We start from the raw sequence: 17956 nt of genomic DNA, 5'->3' as shown, positions 1-17956 counted from the left end.
GAAACCGATAAGCGACGGCAGACGGAGCCTCGAATACTTGACTCTCCCCCGCAGGGAGGATCGACGGTAGAACGATGAACGAGAAAACTTCTCCGGACTCTCGAATCGACTACCCGACCAGCCTGTCGCTGATCGGCCGAAGAGCAGTTGTCGTCGGCGGGACCCGAGGCCTCGGGGCAGCTGTCGTCGATCGCCTCGCAGATGCCGGGGCACTTGTGCTGTCGGTTGGCCGTACAGCTGCACCCGAAACCAGAGCGGCAGGCACGATCCAGGTCGACGTCACAGATCCGACATCGGCGGCCGAGATTGCTCGAGCAGCGAAGCAAGCGGGCGGAGTCGACATCGTGGTGCACGTTGCCGGCGGGTCCTCCTCGCCGGGCGGTGGTCACGCGACGATGACCGATGCTCACTGGGACGACGAACTCGCGCTCAACCTGCTGGCAGCAGTCCGCATCGACAGAGCGTTGGTGCCGCTTCTGTTCGCGAACGGAGCGGGTGCGATCGTGCACGTCGGATCGATACAAGGCAGGATGCCGTTGTACGACGGGACGCTGGGTTATGCCGCTGCCAAAGCAGCGTTGCGCACGTACAGCAAAGGGCTCGCGAACGAGCTCGCTCCTCGTGGAATCCGCGTCAACACGGTCTCACCCGGCGGGATTCAGAGCGACGGCGCACTCGATCTGGCCCGGCGGATAGCCGCGGCTCGCGGTGTGAACGAGCAAGAGGGCATGACTGTTCTCATGGACTCGCTCGGTGGGATTCCGGCCGGTCGATTGGCGCCGGCCTCCGAGATAGCCGACGTTATCGGATTCGTCGTGTCCGACGCGGCTGCATCGATGACGGGACACGACGTGATCGTGGATGGGGGCACCGTGAAGACGACGTGACCGCCGCACCCACGACGAGTCGACAGGTGCTCAGCGCGAGTGCGCAGTGACCTGTGCCGACCGCGGTCGGCTCAGGCTGCGTGGCCCGGCAGCAGCGGTACGGATGTTCGGGTACGACGGCTTCGGCGTGGAGGGCGCGGTCGTCGGCTCGGTGCGTCGTTCGCCCACACGAACCGACTCTGGACCGGCGCTCGGGTAAAGGACGCCGTCGATCCGCAATGAGACCTCGTAGTCGCCTTCCACCAGCGCGAAGGTCGACATCGTGACGCCCGTGTGACCCTCGGGAACCACCACGCGGTGACTCAGTGCGAACACACCCGCGTGCAACACCTCGCAGACCTGACCTGCGCGAACGTTGTCGGCTCGGACTGCGATCACGTTGGCTGCATCGCTTCGTGTGACCGACGCGGACACCTCGGGTGCATCTTCGACGAGCCTGAGATGGTTCCTGTCGCCCCGCATGAACTCACTCCTCCAGTCAGCAGGCCCCGACGTCGACGTCGAATGCCTCTCGATGGGTATTCGGATTCCGTGGCTGCAGGTATTGGTTTGTCGGCAGATCGGGCTTCAGCGGTGACGCACTCGACCGAGGCCCGCAGTCGATGATTCTGCGGTGCGCGTCAAACACAACGCTGTCAACAACGCGATTCCCCACAGCGCGAACAGCGGATCCCACACGATCGCGTGTCCGATCATCGTCGTCTCGTTGAATCCACCGCTCGGTGTGAACAGTCCAGCCAGCACCGCGCCCGCCGCGATGGTCGACATGCCGCCCCACCCGACCAGAACGAATCCGCCCGCCCAACCGACCGCCCGCAACGGGCGGTGGAAGCGCCCCTGATGACGCTCGTCGACCCACGGCACGACCGCCGCAACCAGCTTGACGACAGCGATCGTCCCCAGCGCCAGCCCGGTCTGCAGCGGGTGTTCAGCCGAAAGCTGGACGGCCCACTCCCCGACCGATTCGAGCTGCCATCGCCCGCCGAGCGCCCAGTACATGCTTGCCAACCCGTGAACCACCCCGGCCCCGGCGGCAACCGCGAACGCTGCAGTCGAAGCCTTCGTTCGCTCGGTGCTGCCTCGTGTTCGCATGGAACAACGGTACGAATTGCCCAAGGGCAGCACATCCAGGATTACCCGGAGTGCTGCCCTGACCGCACCCGGATACCGGCACCCAGTTTCCGGTGCCGCACAACGGGAGCGAATCGCTTGCACGGTGACTGTTGTCGTGGGGTTCGAGCATCATGCTGGGGCTACCAGTGCGCGATGGGAACTGCATCTCGATCCACTCCATGCGCCAGCATGAAGTACGGAGGTTGGCATCCTCACTCCGAATCGACTGTGCTCGTGGTCGATTCCGGCGCGGACGGCACCCAAGGCTTCAGCGGTTGCACCACATCACGGTAGAACGCATCTATCCCATCGGTGACACTGCCGATGAAGCTCGCAGCAGTTCCCGACCGCTTGCTGCCCATCTTCGAGGGTGACGTGAGGGTGAACCGTCGCAGTTCACTGACCCGCCCGGAAGTCAGTGATTTCGTGTCAGCGCGGACGGTCGCCAGGTTTTCGCACGATACCTCGCTGACATCGGCGAACACCACCTCGACGAGCACGTCCGCCGGCGCATCCTTCAATTGTTGCGCTACCCGCCCCAACGCTTCAATTCGTCGGGCGCGAAGTACATCTGTTGAGTAGCACCGAAACGAACCAGGATCTGGTTCTTCTCCTCGTAGAACCAGACCACAGTGCCATAGACACCGCTCATGGGCCCACCCGTCGCTGTTACCCCGTCACCAACCTCGAAAGCCGCCATTCCCACAGATTACCTACCGCCCAGATGCGAGGACGTGTGCAGAAGTAGTGAATCGACGCATTGTCACTCGCCCACTGCACCTTTGGGACTGCACGAGCTCACAGTTGTCCGACGATGGTCGAAACGAATCCGAGCAAACGAGCGCTGACCGTCAAGGAAGGCTGTATCCGGCGGCTCGGAAGAGTCGGTACCACTCTTCCCGGCTCAGACTGATACCGCTGCCGGCCACGGCTTCAGCTACTCGACTCGGCGTGGTCGTCCCCAGGACAACTTGGATCTTTGCCGGATGACGCGTGAGCCATGCCGTCGCAATGGAAGTGGGAGTCACACCGTGATCGCGGGCGAGATCGTCGAGAGCGTCGTTCAGTTCTGGGTAGTTTTCGCGATCACCGATGAAAACCTTTCCTGTGTAGCCGCTCTGGAAGGGCGACCAAGCTTGCAAGGCTATGTCGTTGATGCGCGCGTAATCCAGAAGGCCGTTGCTCAGGTCGATCGATTGGTCGAGACCACCGATGTTCGACGCCAAACCCGCAGCGATCAACGGCGCATGGGTGAGGCTCAATTGCACCTGATCGATGATCAGCGGCTGCGTCACCTCGGTGGCAAGCAACTGAATTTGACCGGGTGTGTGGTTGGAGACGCCGAAACTGCGCACCTTTCCGGCCGAGTGCAGAGCATCGAATGCAGCGGCGACCTCGCTGGGCTCGACCAGACTGTCCGGCCTGTGCAACAGCAGCACGTCGAGATGATCCATGCGCAGCGCGGAGAGCGATTTCTCGACGGTGTCGAGGATGTGCGCCTTGGAGAAGTCGTAGAACCCGTCCCGGATCCCTACCTTGCTTTGAATGACGACCTGCTCGCGTTCGGAGGGCAGGAATGTCACTGCGTCTCCGAATCGACGCTCGCATCCGTGTCGACTTGTGCCGTAGATATCAGCGTGGTCGAACACCGAAACACCCGCATCGCGAGCGGTCCCGACGAGCTTGGCGATACTCGCATCGTCGAGCGCTTCGATGCGCATCAGGCCGAGAACGATGCTCGACGCGTGCGGGCCGCCAGCGAACATCTCGTAATACTTCACGCACACCCTCGATCACCGTTCGTGCCTGCACCGTCCAGAGGCCGCCACCCTACCCTCCTCCAGCGCGCCAGTTTCTACATTTCGACGGTGTCGTTCGTGCCGACGTCCGGCTTGTCACCCGTGATCCTGGACTTGGCGTACGCGAGCAGGGTCGATACCTTGGACCCCGGCGCTGACCAGTATTCCGCGCCCTCCGCTTCGACAGAGATCAAAACGACCTCGGGAGACTCAGGGCCGTCGTCGAACCATGCCGCCGCCGCCTGATTCCATAGTTCCTTCTTCTTCGCCTCGTCGAGAACGATCTCTGCTCGTCCGGACACGGAAACCCAGGCTGTCCCCGACTGGAACGACACATTCACCGAACTGTCAGCGCGAACGTCGCCGACCTTGCGGGAATCGTTGCGCGCGAAGAACCACAACGAACCGTCGAAGTCGTGCTCCTGCAGTGCCATTGGACGGGACAGCAGGTGTCCGTCACGGCCGTGCGTGGTGAACATGCACAGCTTCGAATCCCTCAGGAGCTCGGTCACCTTGGAGATACCGGCCGTACGGTCGTCGTCGATTGTCATTTCAGGGTTGTACCCACAGTGAGCCCCCGCAAACGACAAGGGACTTGGACCCGACCGTTATCGCACCCGTCCGGATGGAACCCTCAACTGGGTTCGGTGGTGACCGCGGTGCCGTAGGCGCACACCTCGACTCCTCCGGTGTCGCCGTAATCGTTGGTTTCGAATCGAAACGCGACCACGGCATTGCCACCCTTCGCCGTGGCTTCCGCCGACAATCGGGACAGCGCTTCGGTGCGAGTTTCCTGCAAGAGCGTGGTGATGCCCTTCAGTTCCCCGCCCGCGAGCGCTTTGAACGAGGCACCGATATTCGATCCGATGTGGCGCGAGCGCACGGTCAAACCGAACACCTCACCGTGTACCGCTGTGATGCGATGGCCAGGAATCTCGTTCGTAGTCACGATGATCATGCACAGCACGATAGGCGGTGATCCACGACTGCGACAACGTATTCGACTGGATTCACTTGCCCGCCCGCAGTCGCCGGAGCACCGACGACTACTCCGGAGTAGGTTCCGAGCCGTACTCGAATGTCGAATCGAGGGCGCATTTCAGGGAGCCTCCCCGTTTTTCCAAACGCGCAACCCGATGCTCGTTCTGCGAACAGCGCCGCAGAGTCTCGAACTCACGCCGGGGGTGAGGAACACCTGAACCACGCCAACCCATTCTCACGCAGCCTTCGGAGTTCAGCCCCAGGGTGCAACGACGTCGATGATCCAGGTGACCCCGAAACGGTCGGTGAGCCGAACGGAACGTCAATCGTGATGCGCTCGGACTCGACCCGAATTCAACTGACCTAGGTCATGAGTCTTCGACAGGGCTGGCAGTGATCATGTGCGCAGAGGCGTCGCAGCCGCTGCACCCAAGGACGCCAAGGTTCGGTCGGCCACCCGCTCGAGCTGCGCACGCGTGGCGCCGTCGCGGGCTCGTTGCGACATGCCCTGGATGATCACGCCGATGTATTCGGAGATCTCGACAGGATCCCAGGATGTCGGGAGGACGCCGTCGGCAATGCCGACGGTGATGCGCTCCGACAGAAGCGCCACGTTGGCATTGCGCATGTCGCGCAATCGATCTGCGACACCCTGGTTGGCATCGGTGACGCTGACGGCAGAGCTGATGATGAGACACCCACCCGGACACGACTCGTCGGTGTAGTGCGACGCGGCGTCATACAACAGCCGGGAGATCAGCTTGACCGCATGGGGTTCCTCCGAGAAGGCGCGGTCCATGAAGTCACCGCGTGTGGCGAGGTAATGCTCCACGGCAGCGAAGAAAACGCCTTCTTTACCACCGAATGCGCTGTAGAGGCTCGGCGGGTTGATGTGCATCGCGGAGGTCAGCTTGGAGACGGATGTGCCCTCGTAGCCATGCTCCCAGAAGGCAAACATCGCCTGTTCCAGCGCGGTGCCCACGTCGAACTTCCGCCCCTGCCCCGGTACGCCTGCCATAGGACCTCCTGGTCTCGCTCCGAATTGTGATCCAGTCTACTCCTGTAGCGATCACTACGCGAATCCCTTACCCTCGGGTACGAACTTTGGTTCGCCGAAGCACCGCAAAGGAACCGTCACAGCCCGAGCTTGCAGTTCATCGTCCAGGGGGATCGAAATGCGTAGTGCCGCTTCATTCAAACTGAGACTCAGCCACACGACGGACGCCGACTCCGCATGGAAGGTCGAGGCCGTCAAGCAAGTCGAATACCATGTCATCGCCGCGCGAGACCTGTTCGCGCTGAAAAGTACGCAGCTACTCGACAGTTGCAGCGCGGCACCCTTGACCCGCGGCGACCGTCGTCTGATCATCATCGATGCCAATGTCGACCGCATCCACGGCGACCGTATCCGCAGGTACTTCGAACACCACGGCGTCGACGCACACTTCGTGCCCATGCGAGCCGACGAGACAGTCAAGGAGTGGAGCTCGGTAATCCGGGTGGTCGACGCCATGAACGGCTTCGGCATCGACCGGCGCCGCGAGCCGGTCATCGCCATCGGTGGTGGCGTACTGCTCGACGTCGTCGGATTCGCCGCCAGCGTGTACCGCCGTGGAACCCCCTACATCCGCATCCCGACCACGCTCATCGGCCTGGTCGACGCCGGTGTCGGCGTCAAGACCGGCGTCAACTACGCCATGGGCAAGAACCGTCTCGGAACGTACGCGCCGGCGATCGCCACCTACGTCGACCGCGCGTTTCTCCGCACCCTCGACGACCGGCACCTGTCCAACGGTCTCGCGGAGATTCTGAAGATGGCGCTGATCAAGTCGGTCGACCTGTTCGAGTTGCTCGAAACGTACGGTCCGCGTCTGATCGCCGACAACTTACAGGGGACGTCAGGCGAACTCGACACTGCCGCAACGCAGGTCATCGCGGAGTCCATCCATCTGATGCTGGAGGAACTGCAACCGAATCTGTGGGAGTCCTGCCTCGAACGGTGCGTCGACTACGGGCACACGTTCTCCCCCACTCTGGAGATGGAAGCGCTGCCCGCGTTGCTACACGGTGAAGCCGTCGGCATCGACATGGCCCTGACGTCGGCACTGGGTTTCCTGCGCGGCAGCCTCGGCAGCGCCGACCTCGACCGGATACTGACGGTCATGAAGCAGCTCGGGCTGCCGGTCTGGAACGACGTGTTGGACAAGACAGGACTGCTCGACGCCGCACTCGCCGACACCGTCCGTCACCGTGACGGTCGGCAGCGATTGCCGCTCCCCGTCGGCATCGGCGGTCACCACTTCGCGAACGACGTCACGCCCGGCGAAATCGCCTCCGCGCTGAAATTGCTGAGCCGAAAGAACGCCGAACTCGGAGAACCGACGGTCTCGAGGGTCGCGTCATGAAGTGGGACAGCCTCTACATCGAGGGCTTCGGTTCGTATCTGCCGGATGCGCGAGTGCAGGCTGCCGACATGGTCGCCGCAGGCCGCTTCGAGGAGGTCGAGCATCAGAAGACCGGGCAGACGTCGGCGGCAGTGTCCAACCCCGACCTCGGCGAGTCCGCTCCGGACATGGCCGTTCTCGCGGGCCGAGCTGCGTTGGAAGACAGCGGAATCAGCACCGAGGACGTCGACCTCCTCGTCCACGCCGTTGTCCTGCACAACGGGCTCGAGGCGTGGAACTGCGGCGCATACATCCAGAACGAACTCGGTATCGAGGAATGTTTGCCGATCGAGATCCGGACCGCCTGCGCCGGCGCGATCGTCGGGATGGAGATGATCGGACGCTGGTTCGACAGTCGCGGCAAGGGCCTGGTCACCGCATCCGACGCGTGGCGTGAGCCCCTGTTCGATCGGTGGAACTCCGACAGCGGACTGGTCTACGGCGACGGCGCGGGGGCCGCCGTCATCGGTCCGGATCCCGGCCCGTTCCGCCTGCTGTCCACCTCCGTGGTGAGCGACGCGCACCTCGAGCAGATGCACCGCGGCCACGACAGTCTCGCCATGCAGGTCTATAGCACCGACGGTCCGCTCGACCTGCGGAAGCGGGTAGCCGGATTCACCGAAACGCATTCCATCGACGAATTCTGGTCCCGCAACTCGGCAGCCCTGTCGCGTTGCGCCGAAACAGCATTGGGTGATGCCGCCACGCACCACGGTGAGATCACCCGGTGGATCGTCCCGAACTTCGGCAATGTGCTGCTCCGCAAGCAATGCTTCGAGCCGCTGAAGATCCGCCCCGATCAGACACTTGTCGAACTCGGCCGCGAGATCGGCCACACCGGTGCCGCCGATCCTCTGCTCGGTCTCGATCTGCTCCGCCGTACCGAGGCGCTGGAGCCGGGTGACCGAATCATGCTCACCGGCATCGGCGTCGGATTCACCTGGGGATGTGCAGTCGTCGAATACACCGGCCACGACAACTCAACGAAGGGATAGACCATGGTCACCGAGACACGTCTGAGCGAGCCCGCAGCCACGCGTCATACCAACGCGAACGTCGCCATCCTCTGGATGCTCCTCGCCGTATTCGGCGTCGGCACCGTCGAATATCTCGTCGCGGGTGTCCTCCCGGACATCTCGTCCGACGTCGCCGTGAGCAATTCGACGGCCGGCCTGCTCGTCACGATCTACGCCGTCACCGTCGTGATCGGCGGCCCGCTGCTCACCATCGTCACCACCCGGGTCCCGCGAACACCGCTCATCGCAGCGCTGATGGCCCTGTTCATCGTCGGCAACATCGGCACCGCATTGGCGCCGAACTTCGCCACCCTGGTCGTCTTCCGGGTCATCACCGCGCTTCCGCACGCGACGTTCTTCGCGCTGTGCCTCGTGCTGGCCACCTCCCTGGTGGCCCCCGAGTTCCAGGGCCGCGTCATCGCCCGCGTCACGCTCGGCCTCAACCTCGCTACGGTTCTCGGTGTTCCGCTGGGCACGTTGATCGGCACCCAACTCGGCTGGCGCTGGTCGTTCGCCATCATCGCGATCTTCCAGCTCGTCGTCACCGCAGCCCTCATCGTCTCGACCCGACGCGCAGCGCCGTCTCATCAGACCGGCAGCGTCACCTCGGAACTGGGCGTGTTCACCCGCCGCCCGGTGCTCTGGGCCATCGGCCTCACCGCGTTGAGCCAGGCCGCGCTGTTCGTCGTGTTCACCTACATCGCGCCGTACCTCACCGACCACGCCGGGATCTCGGCGTCCACCGTCACCATCGTGCTGTTCGTGTTCGGGGTCGGCTCGGTGGTCGGCAACCAACTCGGCGGCCACTTCGCCGACAAGGCCCTGGACAAGACGCTCTACGTCGCGCTCACCGCACTCGCCGCGGCACTGCTGGTGCTGTTCCTGTTCGGCGGCACCCCGTGGTTCGCGTTCGCGTGGATGTTCGTCCTGGGCGCCGCAGGCTTCTCCATCATTCCGCCGTTGGCCTCCAAACTGATCGGCGCGGCCAGTGAAGCGCCGCACCTCGCCGCGACGGTCAACATCGCCGGTTTCCAGCTCGCGAACGCCGCGGGCGCGTGGATCGGGTCCATTGCGTTGTCCGGCGGCAACAGCGTCGGGATTCTGCCCGCCATCGGGGCTGTTCTCGCCGTCGCCGCCGTCGGATTGCTGTTCCTCAGTCGCCGTACCGCCCGGGTGGCCGCGTGAGAGCGGCCGTGATCGACGCACCTCACTCGGTGTCGGTCGTCGAACTCGACGCGCCTGAATGCGGTCCTGACGACGTCGTCGTCGCGGTGAAGTACGTCGGCCTGTGCGGTACGGATCTCGAACTACTGCACGGCACGTCGTCGTATCTGGTGGACGGGAAGACGTCGTATCCGCATCACTTCGGACACGAGTGGGTGGGCATCGTGCAGGAATCCGGCGCTCACGTCCATGACCTCGCCGCCGGCGATGCCGTCACCGGCAGCACGATGCTCTTCTGCCAGTCGTGCACGGCCTGCGGATCGGGTCGACGCAATCAATGTTCCGACCTCCGTGAGGTCGGCCTCTACGAGCACGGCGGCGCCGCAGCCGAATTCCTCGTCATGCCGCGTCGCGCCCTGGTGTCCCTGGGCCGCGCTCCGGCCGAACCGGAACATGTTCTCATCGAACCCCTGGTCACCGTGCTCGAAGCCGTCGACTTGGCGTCGGTCTCCCCAGGCGATCGCGTCCTCGTCATCGGAGCGGGGACCATCGGCAGCCTCGCTATCGCCATGCTGTCGCAGTACCCCGTCACCGTCGACGTGCTCGAACCACGACCCATCGCCCACCTCGGTCCCGGCTCCGCCGCACACAGCTTCACCAGTACCGAGGCCCTGGCAGGACCCTACGACATCGTCGTGGAAGCCTCGGGTGGCGACGGCGCGCTGGGAACGGGAATCGGCGTACTCCGACCGGGCGGAAAGTGCATACTCGTCGGGGTCGCCGCGCAGTCGGAGTCCATCGACCCCGGAGCGGTTGCGCTGGCCGGAATCTCGATCATCGGGGTGCGCCATGGCGTCGATCACTATCGGCGTGCAGCGGGCCTGTTCCCCCTCATCCGGCCCGCCCTGGCGTCGCTCATCGACAGCGTCGTGCCCCTCTCGGACGCGAAATCCGCCTTCGATCGACTCGAAAGCCACCGAACCCGGCCGAAGGTGGTGATCTCCATTGACTAGACCCGGCTACACGGTCGTCACCGGCGCGAGCAGCGGCATCGGCCGCGCCATCGCGCTTGCGCTCGCCACGGAAGGGCACAACCTCATCCTCGGCTACGGCAACGGAATCGAGCGAATCGACGTCCTGGTCAACGATATTCGTGCGAGTCATCCCGTCGATGTCGTCCCGCTTCGGCTGTATCTGCGCGACGCCCATGCCGCCGTCGAGACCGTTCTCGACGCAGCAGATCGCCTGGGCGAGATCCGATGCCTGGTCAACAACGCCGGTGTCAACGACCGTTCTCCGGCCGATGCGCTCGACGTCGGCCGCATCGAGGATGTGCTGGCGATCAACACGGTCACGCCGTTGGCGTTGGCGTCGGCGGTGGGTCGCCGCATGATCGCCGACGATATCGCCGGATCCATCGTCAACGTCACCTCGGTTCACGACTCGGTGCCCATCACCGGGGGATCGATCTACTGCGCGAGCAAGGCGGCGCTGGCGGCGTCGAGCAAGGTGCTCGCCCTCGAATTCGCGCAGCACGGTATCCGTGTCAATTGCGTCGCACCGGGCGAAACGGCGACCGCGATGAACGGCGTCGACGACGAGTCCTCCTACGCCGCCATCGACCGGCCCGCGATCCCGCTCGGTCGTCCGGCGGGTGTGCACGAAGTAGCCACTGCCGCGGTGTTTCTCGCGAGCTCCGCGTCGAGCTATGTCACCGGAACCACCATCACGGTCGACGGCGGACTCGTACTCACCGCCGCCGAGGAGAACGCACGCTATGCCGGCGAACTGCACACGGCCGATACATCGAAGGCCGCCACATCGAAGGGAGCTGCATGAGAGCCATCATCGTTCACGGCAAGGGGGAACCCGACGTCCTCACCGTCGGCGAGATCGAGGAGCCCACCGCCGGGCCCGGCGATATCACCCTGTCGGTGGCCGCCGCGGCCGTCAACCCGGTAGACCTCAAGACCCGGTCCGGCTTCCTGCCCATCGAACTGACGTATCCCGCGGTGCTGGGATGGGACGTGTCGGGCACGGTCGAAGCAGTCGGCTCGTCCGTCACTCGATTCACCCCCGGCGACACCGTCATCGGGATGATCGCGCAGCCGGCGCACCGTTTCGGTACGTACGCCGAGCGCGTCGTCGCCGACGAATCGCTGTTCGCCCACGCCCCCACCGGCGTCGGCCTCGAGCATGCGGCCGCGATCCCGTTGGCGGCGCTCACCGCCGTGCAACAGCTCGACAAGATCACGCTTCCGGCAGGCGCCACCGTCGTGGTGACCGGTGCTGCGGGCGCGGTGGGGCGCATAGCGTCGGCGATCCTGTTGTCGCGCGGCCACCGGGTCGACGCGCTGGCGCGGGAGACGGACACCGACGACCTTCTCACGCTCGGCGTGGGGACGGTGTTGGCCAAGCCCGTCGATCTCGAGCCACGGAAGTACGACGCGGTGGTCGACACCGCCGGAGTGGTCGAGGCCATCGACGGTGTGCGTGACGGCGGATCGTTCGTCTCCATCGAAGACGGCGACCAACCCGAACCACAGCGGGGCATCACCCCGGGTAAGAGCTACGTGAACGAGGACGGGCCCGGCCTGGCGGAGTTCGCCTCACTCGTCTCCTCGGGGGAGATCACCGTGCCGATCGCTCGCACATTCGGATTCGACGAAGCCCCGCAGGCTCACGCCCTGCTCGCTGCCGGTGGAACACGAGGAAAGGTGCTGTTGATCCCATGACCGTCACCACGAATGACCGAACATCGCTCAGCACGATCGGAATCACTGTTCCCGACGCGCACGAGGCAGCCGATTTCGTCGCGTCTCTGCTCGGCGTCGAGAGTGGAAACGGCGCGACGGTTCCGGTCGGCTCCACATCGATCGAATTCACGTCCTCGCACAGCCCGAATCAGGCCCCGCCGCGCCTGGTCGACATCGGCACCAATCACCTCTGCTTCACCGTCGGCGACATCGATCGCGCTGCCGATCACCTTGCCGGGCTGGACGGTGTGTCCGTTCTCGGCGAGGTGATCACCGTGCCGGAAGGCCCGATTGCCGGCAACAGATGGGTCTACTTCCGTTCACCGTGGGGGACATTGTTCGAACTGCAGAACTGGCCCGAGGTGCCGGGCTATTACGGCGACACAGGCGCCCGGCTGCATCACCGACGCGAGGACCTACCGTCGGCCACTCTGCCCACGTGCCGCGGACTGGACCACTCGGGGTACAGCGTCGCCGATCTGGACGCGGCCATCGACCGCCTCGTGAATCACCATGCAGCGACGGAAGTTCTGCGGACCGACATCGAGGCCGACCGCGGCTTCATGACCGCGCAGTTCGACCTCGACGTGGAAGGTACGTCGCGGATGGCAATGGTGTCGGTGGGAGAGCTGAACATCGAGCTGTTCGAACACCACATCGGCCGTCGATACGCCGCACGCCCACTCACCGCGAACGGCAGCAACTTCCTGACGCTTCCTGCTGAGGGTCGGCGCGACGGCGTTCGACTGTTTCCGGGTGCGCTGTGAGGTACGGACTCAACCTCCCGAACTTCGGGCCGCAGATCGATCCCGACGGAATCCTCGCGTGGGCCACCACCGCCGAAGCCGCCGGCTTCGACAACGTGCTGCTGTCGGATCACGTGGTGCTGACCGACGACGCCCATCGCCGCTCGCCTGCGCCGTTCTACGAGTGCCTGGCGACGCTGTCGTGGTTGGCGGGTCAGACCCACACCATTCGTCTGGGTAGCGGCGTGCTCATCGGCAGCCACCGCCATCCGGCGCACCTCGCGCACGCGACGGCCACCATCGACACACTCAGCGGTGGGCGGTTGATCGTCGGCGTGGGTGTCGGGTGGACGTCTCAGGCGTTCGACGTGCTGGGTGTCCCCTATCACCAACGCGGGCGGCTGACCGATGACACCCTCGATACGCTGGTGGCGGCATGGTCGTCGGAGACCTACGGGGCCCTCGGCGCCAGTGGCACCCCGCGCCGCGTGCACGGTGGGCCGCTGCCCGCCCAGACGCCGCACCCGCCGCTGTGGATCGGCGGCAACGGCCCCGCTGCGATCGCGCGGACGAACCGCGTGGGCACTGGGTGGCATCCGCTGCACCCGTCGAGGCAGCTGTGCGCGGCCGGCGCCGACGCCCTCGACGACGGCAAGGACTTCGTCCCACGTATCTACTTCCTGCCCACCGAGACTCCGGTCCAGTCGCCGAACCGTCCCCTCGGGTACGGCAGCGTCGAGCAGATCCACTCGGACATCGATTTTCTCGAGGGGCTCGGCGCCGGCACCGTGGTTCTGGATACCGATCCGGGCGATCAACGGTTGCGGCGATCCACCGAGCACGATCTCGAACTCGTCCGCTTCGCCGGAGAAAACCTGGGGATGGGGGTCACGGTATGAGTCTGCAGTCCAGTCCGATTCGGCAGTCCATCACTGCGGGCGCGTTCCTGTTCGACATGGACGGCACCCTCGTCGACTCGCACGCATCCATCGAGGCGGTCTGGTTCGAGTTCGCCCAGCGACACGACGTCGACAGATCGATTGTTGCCGAGGCACTTCCGGGCCGACTCGCCGCCGATATCGTTCTGCGCGTCCTCGGACCCGCAGCCGACGTACGATCCGAGCTGCAGTGGATACGGGAGCGCGAGCGCCGGAGCGTGGTGCCGGTTCAGCCGATTGCCGGCGCCGCGAGATTCCTTGCGTCGGTGCCGCCCGAGCGGTGGGCGGTGGTCACGTCGGCGACGCGATCGATGATGGTCCGACGCCTCACCGCCGCCGGGCTCCCGACGCCGCGGATCGCCGTCGCCGCGGAGGACGTGACCGTCGGCAAGCCGGCCCCGGAAGGGTTCCTCTCTGCGGCAGCGCAACTGGGCGCATCCATCGAGTCGTGCATCGTGTTCGAGGACTCGTCGGCCGGAATGGCTGCCGCGGCGAATGCCGGTGTGCGGTGCATCACCATCGGCGACGAGCCCGGCCAGAACATCGCGCGCGTCGACAACTTCGACTCCCTGCGGGTCGAGATGCGCGACCGGTCGCTGGTCATCGACCTGCACCCGGCGAAAGACGTGCATCCGGTGATCGACGCGGTTCCCGTGCGATGACCGATACTGTCTCCGCCGATCTGGGTGGTACGTGGCTGCGCATTCGTGTAGGGAGCGCGATCGAACGGTTCCCGGCGCCCAGTGTGCTGCAACAGCCTGGCCTGTCCGTGGACAGGTTGCTGCAACAGTTGGTGGATACGCTCGACGTCCACGTGCCGCACGGTGCGAGGGTGAACATGTCCTGCGGCGCGGCGCTCGACGAGCAGAAGGGCGTGGCACTCGGTTCCGGGCCACTGTGGGGCGACGCGCCCTCGGGCGAGATTCCGCTACTGCACATGCTGTCGTCTCGACGCCCCGATGTGCGCTGGACCCTGGTCAACGACGTGACGGCAGGATTGGCGTCGTACGCTCGAGGGTTCGCGCGCCCCACCGATCGGCACCTGGCGTATATCACGATCAGCAGCGGCATCGCGGTGCGCACGGCCTACCTGGCCGAGAAGGTTGTTCCGGTCGATCACCGCGGATTGCAAGGCGAGGTCGGGCACGTGCGCGCCGTCAGTTCCGCGCCTCCGGCCGTGCTGCGGTTGCCGTGCGCGTGCGGTGGCGTCGGGCACATTTCGTCGATGTCGTCCGGTCCCGGAGTGGCGGCGGTCGCGCAAGTCCTCGGAATCGACTACGAGGAGCGGATTTTCGCTTCTTCGCTGGCGGAGGGTACCGATGACCTCGCTCGATTGCTGACCGTTGTAGTCGAACCCATTGCCGAGTTGATCCGCACCATGATCACGCTCGATCCGCGACTCGACCGCATCGGGATCGGCGGCGGGGTAGCGGAGGGACTGGTCGAGTTCTACGAGCGCGAACTCATTGCGCAGCTTGCCGGCTCGCGTTCGTATGCCGACTCGCTCACGTCGGATCGGGTTCGCGAGATCATCCACGTGTGCGCGCCCGGCGACATCGACACACTCTCCGGAGCGGACGCAATCGCCGACGGTTACCTTCGTGTGACAAAGATTTGAAAGAGGAACGATGACAATCGAACTCACCCACCGCGCCATCGTCCGGCACGGTAGCCACTCGTCCGTCGAGATTCGCCCGACGCCCTCCCCTGGGCCCGGCGAGCTGCTGCTCGCGCCGGAAGCGGTGTCGCTGTGTGGAACCGACATTCAGATCGTGCGGGGAGACCGGAACGATCCGTCCCCGATCGTCGGGCACGAGGGTGCTGCGCGAGTCGTCGAGCTGGGCGAAGGAGTGTCGGAATTCGCAGTGGGTGACCGCGTGGTGGTCAACCCGACCCATCCCCACGATTCGACCTTCCTACTCGGCCACAATGTGGAAGGTCTGTTTCAGGAACGCGTCGTGATCGGAGCGTCCGCAGTCAGCAGCGGTCTGGTGTCGTTGCTGCCGGACGACTTGTCGAGTGTCCGAGCGACCCTTGTGGAACCGTATGCCGTGGTTCGCTATGCACTGTCGTGTCTCGCGCGCGAGACCCCGCAAACGCTTCTCATCTTCGGGGACGGTCTGATCGGCAACCTCGCGGCCACGCTTGCACCCTCGGTGATGTTCCCGACCGTCGAGGTGGCGATGGTGCACCGTACGGAGCTGGGTGCGAAGTGGACCGCCAACTACCTGCCCTCGGTGCAGAACTTCTCCTCCGGCGACGACTGGGAACGTCACATCACCGGGTCCGTTGCGGTGCTCGGCGCGACCCACCGCGCGGGAACTGTCGCCTCGATCGACGAGGCGATACGGCGTCTCGGGGATCGGGTAGTGGCCGTGCACCCTATCGGCGGGGTGCCGGCCAAGGCGACGTCGGGCCTGCTACCAGGTGTGGACATCGCCGGGGTGAGGCAAGCCAACACCGGTGGCCCGACGCCTCCCGCGGTCACCACGTTCAGCCGCGGTGCGCAGCGAGTGGCATTCACTGGTAATCGAGGCGTCACCAACGACCAACTCACCGCGGCGGCTACGGCACTGACCGCAGCCGACGACGCGATCGACGGACTACTGACCCACCGGCGCGACATCGTGGAGGGCACGGCGTTGATGAACACCATCTGCGAACAACGGACCCGGGTGGTGGACGGTGAACTCGTGATGCGGTTGGTGGTGGGGTTGGGGGCGTGAGGTGGGCCCGCCGCGCGCACTTCGATAAGTGCCTCGAGGTCACGCACCAACCGAACTTAGTTCCAGCATCGATACTTCCGGCTCGGCACCTACGCGCACGGGCGGTCCCCACGTACCGGCGCCGCGCGTATGCCCGCGACGGTGACGAGCCCTTCGATCGAGGGTCGTTGCAAGGGAACGAGATACCGCAGAGGCCATAACTGACCTGCGTGAGTGTGTCCGGAGAGCTGGAGATCGATTCCGGCACCGACCTTGCGCAAGTCGTTTCGAGCGAAGAACCACAAGGTGCCGTCGAAATCATGCTCTTGCAATGCCATTGGACGAGAGAACAGGTGTCCGTCGCGGCCGTGCGAGGTGAACATGCACAGCTGTGACCCCTCAGCAGCTTGGTTACCTTGGCGATTCCGGCCGAGCGGTCGTCGTTGGATGTTGTCCCTGTGCTGTACCCAGTGCGCCCGCGGGCAAACGACAGCGGGTCCTTCAACGCCTTTCTCGGCCTACTGTGCCTCTTTTCGTTGGACCGACGCGACGAGGAAGGGATAACGGCCAGGCAACAGTCGTACGAGGAGATCGATCATCCGGGTGTCGCGGCCGACGAGGATCCGACCCTTGCCTTTCACGACGCCGTCGACGATTGTCTTCGCTGCTTCCGCGGGGAGCATCTTCAAGTATTTGGCCTCGTATGCCTTCGCGCGGCGATCCTTCTCTGGCGTCCAGTTGCCCGCTTCCTTCGACGCCTCGACCGCGTCGGCGCTGATGTTCGTTCGTACGCCACCCGGGTGAACGACGGTAACGCGGACGGGGCGTTTCTCGGTGAGCATCTCCACGCGGAGCGCCTCGGTGAAACCGCGTACGGCGTATTTCGACGTGCAGTAAGCCGTCAATCCGGAATATCCCAGCAGACCGTTGAGGCTGGAGATGTTCACGACGTGACCGTCGCCCGACGCGACCAGGTGAGGGAGGAAGGCACGGGTCCCCCTCACCACACCCCACATAATGATGTCGATGATTCGCTCGAACGATCCGTCGTCTTCGCGAGAAAACGGATGATTTCCCGCGATCCCGGCGTTGTTGTACAACTGATGCACCACTCCGAAATGCTCGAACACGTTGTTCGCGAACTGCTTCCATGCGTCGTTGTCTCGGACGTCGAGAGCTTCGGTGTATACATTCACACCGAGCGCTGTCAATTCGTCGGACACGTCGGCCAATCGCTGTTCGTGTACGTCTGCGATCGCGATCGACGCACCGCGATTCGCGAGATCGAGGGCCAGGGCGCGTCCGATACCGGATCCGGCGCCGGTGACGACGGCAACCTTGCCCCGCACGGACTTGGCTGTGCTCATCAGGAAAACTCCTTCGATAGTTCGATTGGGACCGCACCCT

General features: G+C 64.7%; 21 protein-coding genes and 1 pseudogene. 12 read left to right on the top strand and 10 right to left on the bottom strand.

The features are described from left to right. Nucleotides 1-74 precede the first annotated feature (74 nt). Complete coding sequence (locus ACFULT_RS24655; protein ID WP_378482796.1) at nt 75-887, top strand: oxidoreductase; 813 nt, start codon at nt 75-77, stop codon at nt 885-887. 30 nt (nt 888-917) lie between these two features. On the opposite strand, the gene ACFULT_RS24650 is transcribed toward ACFULT_RS24655, so the two are convergent. From ACFULT_RS24650 to ACFULT_RS24615, 8 genes are all read right to left on the bottom strand, one after another. After that, nucleotides 918-1349, bottom strand: a complete 432-nt coding sequence (locus ACFULT_RS24650) for a hypothetical protein (protein WP_037112918.1) — start codon at nt 1347-1349, stop codon at nt 918-920. A gap of 105 nt (nt 1350-1454) precedes the next feature. After that, on the bottom strand, nt 1455-1979 hold the full coding sequence (locus tag ACFULT_RS24645) for a DUF3995 domain-containing protein (RefSeq protein ID WP_378482795.1): 525 nt from the start codon (nt 1977-1979) through the stop codon (nt 1455-1457). 233 nt (nt 1980-2212) lie between these two features. Beyond that, a complete protein-coding gene (locus tag ACFULT_RS24640) occupies nt 2213-2500 on the bottom strand; it encodes a hypothetical protein (protein WP_378482794.1) in 288 nt (95 codons plus the stop codon). Nucleotides 2501-2529: 29 nt separating this feature from the next. After that, entirely contained in the window at nt 2530-2652 is a 123-nt protein-coding gene (locus ACFULT_RS24635; RefSeq protein ID WP_020113261.1) for a hypothetical protein, read from the bottom strand. A 199-nt stretch (nt 2653-2851) separates the two neighbouring features. Next, entirely contained in the window at nt 2852-3781 is a 930-nt protein-coding gene (locus ACFULT_RS24630) for an aldo/keto reductase family oxidoreductase (RefSeq protein WP_037112912.1), read from the bottom strand. 74 nt (nt 3782-3855) lie between these two features. Further along, on the bottom strand, nt 3856-4350 hold the full coding sequence (locus tag ACFULT_RS24625; protein ID WP_094721566.1) for a pyridoxamine 5'-phosphate oxidase family protein: 495 nt from the start codon (nt 4348-4350) through the stop codon (nt 3856-3858). Nucleotides 4351-4433: 83 nt separating this feature from the next. Then, on the bottom strand, nt 4434-4757 hold the full coding sequence (locus tag ACFULT_RS24620) for a YbjQ family protein (protein WP_026348243.1): 324 nt from the start codon (nt 4755-4757) through the stop codon (nt 4434-4436). A gap of 420 nt (nt 4758-5177) precedes the next feature. Next, complete coding sequence (locus ACFULT_RS24615; protein ID WP_037112910.1) at nt 5178-5798, bottom strand: TetR/AcrR family transcriptional regulator; 621 nt, start codon at nt 5796-5798, stop codon at nt 5178-5180. Between the two features lie 157 nt (nt 5799-5955). Between ACFULT_RS24615 and ACFULT_RS24610 the strand changes: the two genes are divergently transcribed. From ACFULT_RS24610 to ACFULT_RS24560, 11 genes are read left to right on the top strand one after another with little or no spacing between them, the layout of a single operon-like run. Beyond that, nucleotides 5956-7185 (top strand): sedoheptulose 7-phosphate cyclase, encoded by a 1230-nt coding sequence (locus ACFULT_RS24610; RefSeq protein WP_378482793.1) that lies wholly within the window; start codon nt 5956-5958, stop codon nt 7183-7185. After that, nucleotides 7182-8219 carry a 3-oxoacyl-ACP synthase III family protein gene (locus tag ACFULT_RS24605; protein WP_378482792.1) on the top strand — a complete coding sequence of 346 codons (1038 nt, stop codon included), beginning with the start codon at nt 7182-7184 and terminating at the stop codon, nt 8217-8219. Before ACFULT_RS24610 ends, ACFULT_RS24605 begins: the two co-directional genes overlap by 4 nt. Nucleotides 8220-8222: 3 nt before the next feature. Next, nucleotides 8223-9425, top strand: a complete 1203-nt coding sequence (locus tag ACFULT_RS24600) for an MFS transporter (RefSeq protein WP_378482791.1) — start codon at nt 8223-8225, stop codon at nt 9423-9425. Continuing rightward, nucleotides 9422-10417 (top strand): zinc-binding dehydrogenase, encoded by a 996-nt coding sequence (locus ACFULT_RS24595; protein ID WP_378482790.1) that lies wholly within the window; start codon nt 9422-9424, stop codon nt 10415-10417. Before ACFULT_RS24600 ends, ACFULT_RS24595 begins: the two co-directional genes overlap by 4 nt. After that, nucleotides 10410-11243 (top strand): SDR family oxidoreductase, encoded by an 834-nt coding sequence (locus tag ACFULT_RS24590; RefSeq protein WP_094721559.1) that lies wholly within the window; start codon nt 10410-10412, stop codon nt 11241-11243. The genes ACFULT_RS24595 and ACFULT_RS24590 overlap by 8 nt, the downstream gene beginning before the upstream one ends. After that, nucleotides 11240-12139: an NADP-dependent oxidoreductase gene (locus ACFULT_RS24585; protein ID WP_037139239.1), complete on the top strand. Its 900-nt coding sequence runs from the start codon at nt 11240-11242 to the stop codon at nt 12137-12139. Before ACFULT_RS24590 ends, ACFULT_RS24585 begins: the two co-directional genes overlap by 4 nt. Next, nucleotides 12136-12927 (top strand): VOC family protein, encoded by a 792-nt coding sequence (locus ACFULT_RS24580; protein ID WP_378482789.1) that lies wholly within the window; start codon nt 12136-12138, stop codon nt 12925-12927. The genes ACFULT_RS24585 and ACFULT_RS24580 overlap by 4 nt, the downstream gene beginning before the upstream one ends. Next, complete coding sequence (locus tag ACFULT_RS24575) at nt 12924-13805, top strand: TIGR03619 family F420-dependent LLM class oxidoreductase (protein ID WP_037139184.1); 882 nt, start codon at nt 12924-12926, stop codon at nt 13803-13805. Before ACFULT_RS24580 ends, ACFULT_RS24575 begins: the two co-directional genes overlap by 4 nt. Continuing rightward, the gene (locus tag ACFULT_RS24570; RefSeq protein WP_037139187.1) at nt 13802-14506 is read left to right on the top strand and encodes an HAD-IA family hydrolase; all 705 of its coding nucleotides are present in this window, start codon (nt 13802-13804) and stop codon (nt 14504-14506) included. The genes ACFULT_RS24575 and ACFULT_RS24570 overlap by 4 nt, the downstream gene beginning before the upstream one ends. Further along, nucleotides 14503-15462, top strand: a complete 960-nt coding sequence (locus ACFULT_RS24565; protein ID WP_378482788.1) for an ROK family protein — start codon at nt 14503-14505, stop codon at nt 15460-15462. The genes ACFULT_RS24570 and ACFULT_RS24565 overlap by 4 nt, the downstream gene beginning before the upstream one ends. 10 nt (nt 15463-15472) lie before the next feature. Continuing rightward, nucleotides 15473-16570, top strand: coding sequence for an alcohol dehydrogenase catalytic domain-containing protein (locus tag ACFULT_RS24560; protein ID WP_378482787.1), 1098 nt, complete (start codon nt 15473-15475; stop codon nt 16568-16570). Nucleotides 16571-16609: 39 nt separating this feature from the next. On the opposite strand, the pseudogene ACFULT_RS24555 reads toward ACFULT_RS24560, so the two are convergent. Both ACFULT_RS24555 and ACFULT_RS24550 read right to left on the bottom strand, forming a co-directional pair. Beyond that, a pseudogene (locus ACFULT_RS24555) lies at nt 16610-16911 on the bottom strand (pyridoxamine 5'-phosphate oxidase family protein); the annotation flags it as partial. Between the two features lie 156 nt (nt 16912-17067). Then, entirely contained in the window at nt 17068-17916 is an 849-nt protein-coding gene (locus tag ACFULT_RS24550; protein ID WP_378482786.1) for an SDR family NAD(P)-dependent oxidoreductase, read from the bottom strand. Nucleotides 17917-17956: the final 40 nt, after the last annotated feature.

The sequence above is a fragment of the Rhodococcus sp. NPDC057297 genome (genome assembly GCF_042667435.1).
In the GTDB taxonomy this organism is placed as follows: Bacteria; Actinomycetota; Actinomycetes; order Mycobacteriales; family Mycobacteriaceae; genus Rhodococcoides.
This window is presented reverse-complemented; position numbering and strand designations above follow the sequence as displayed.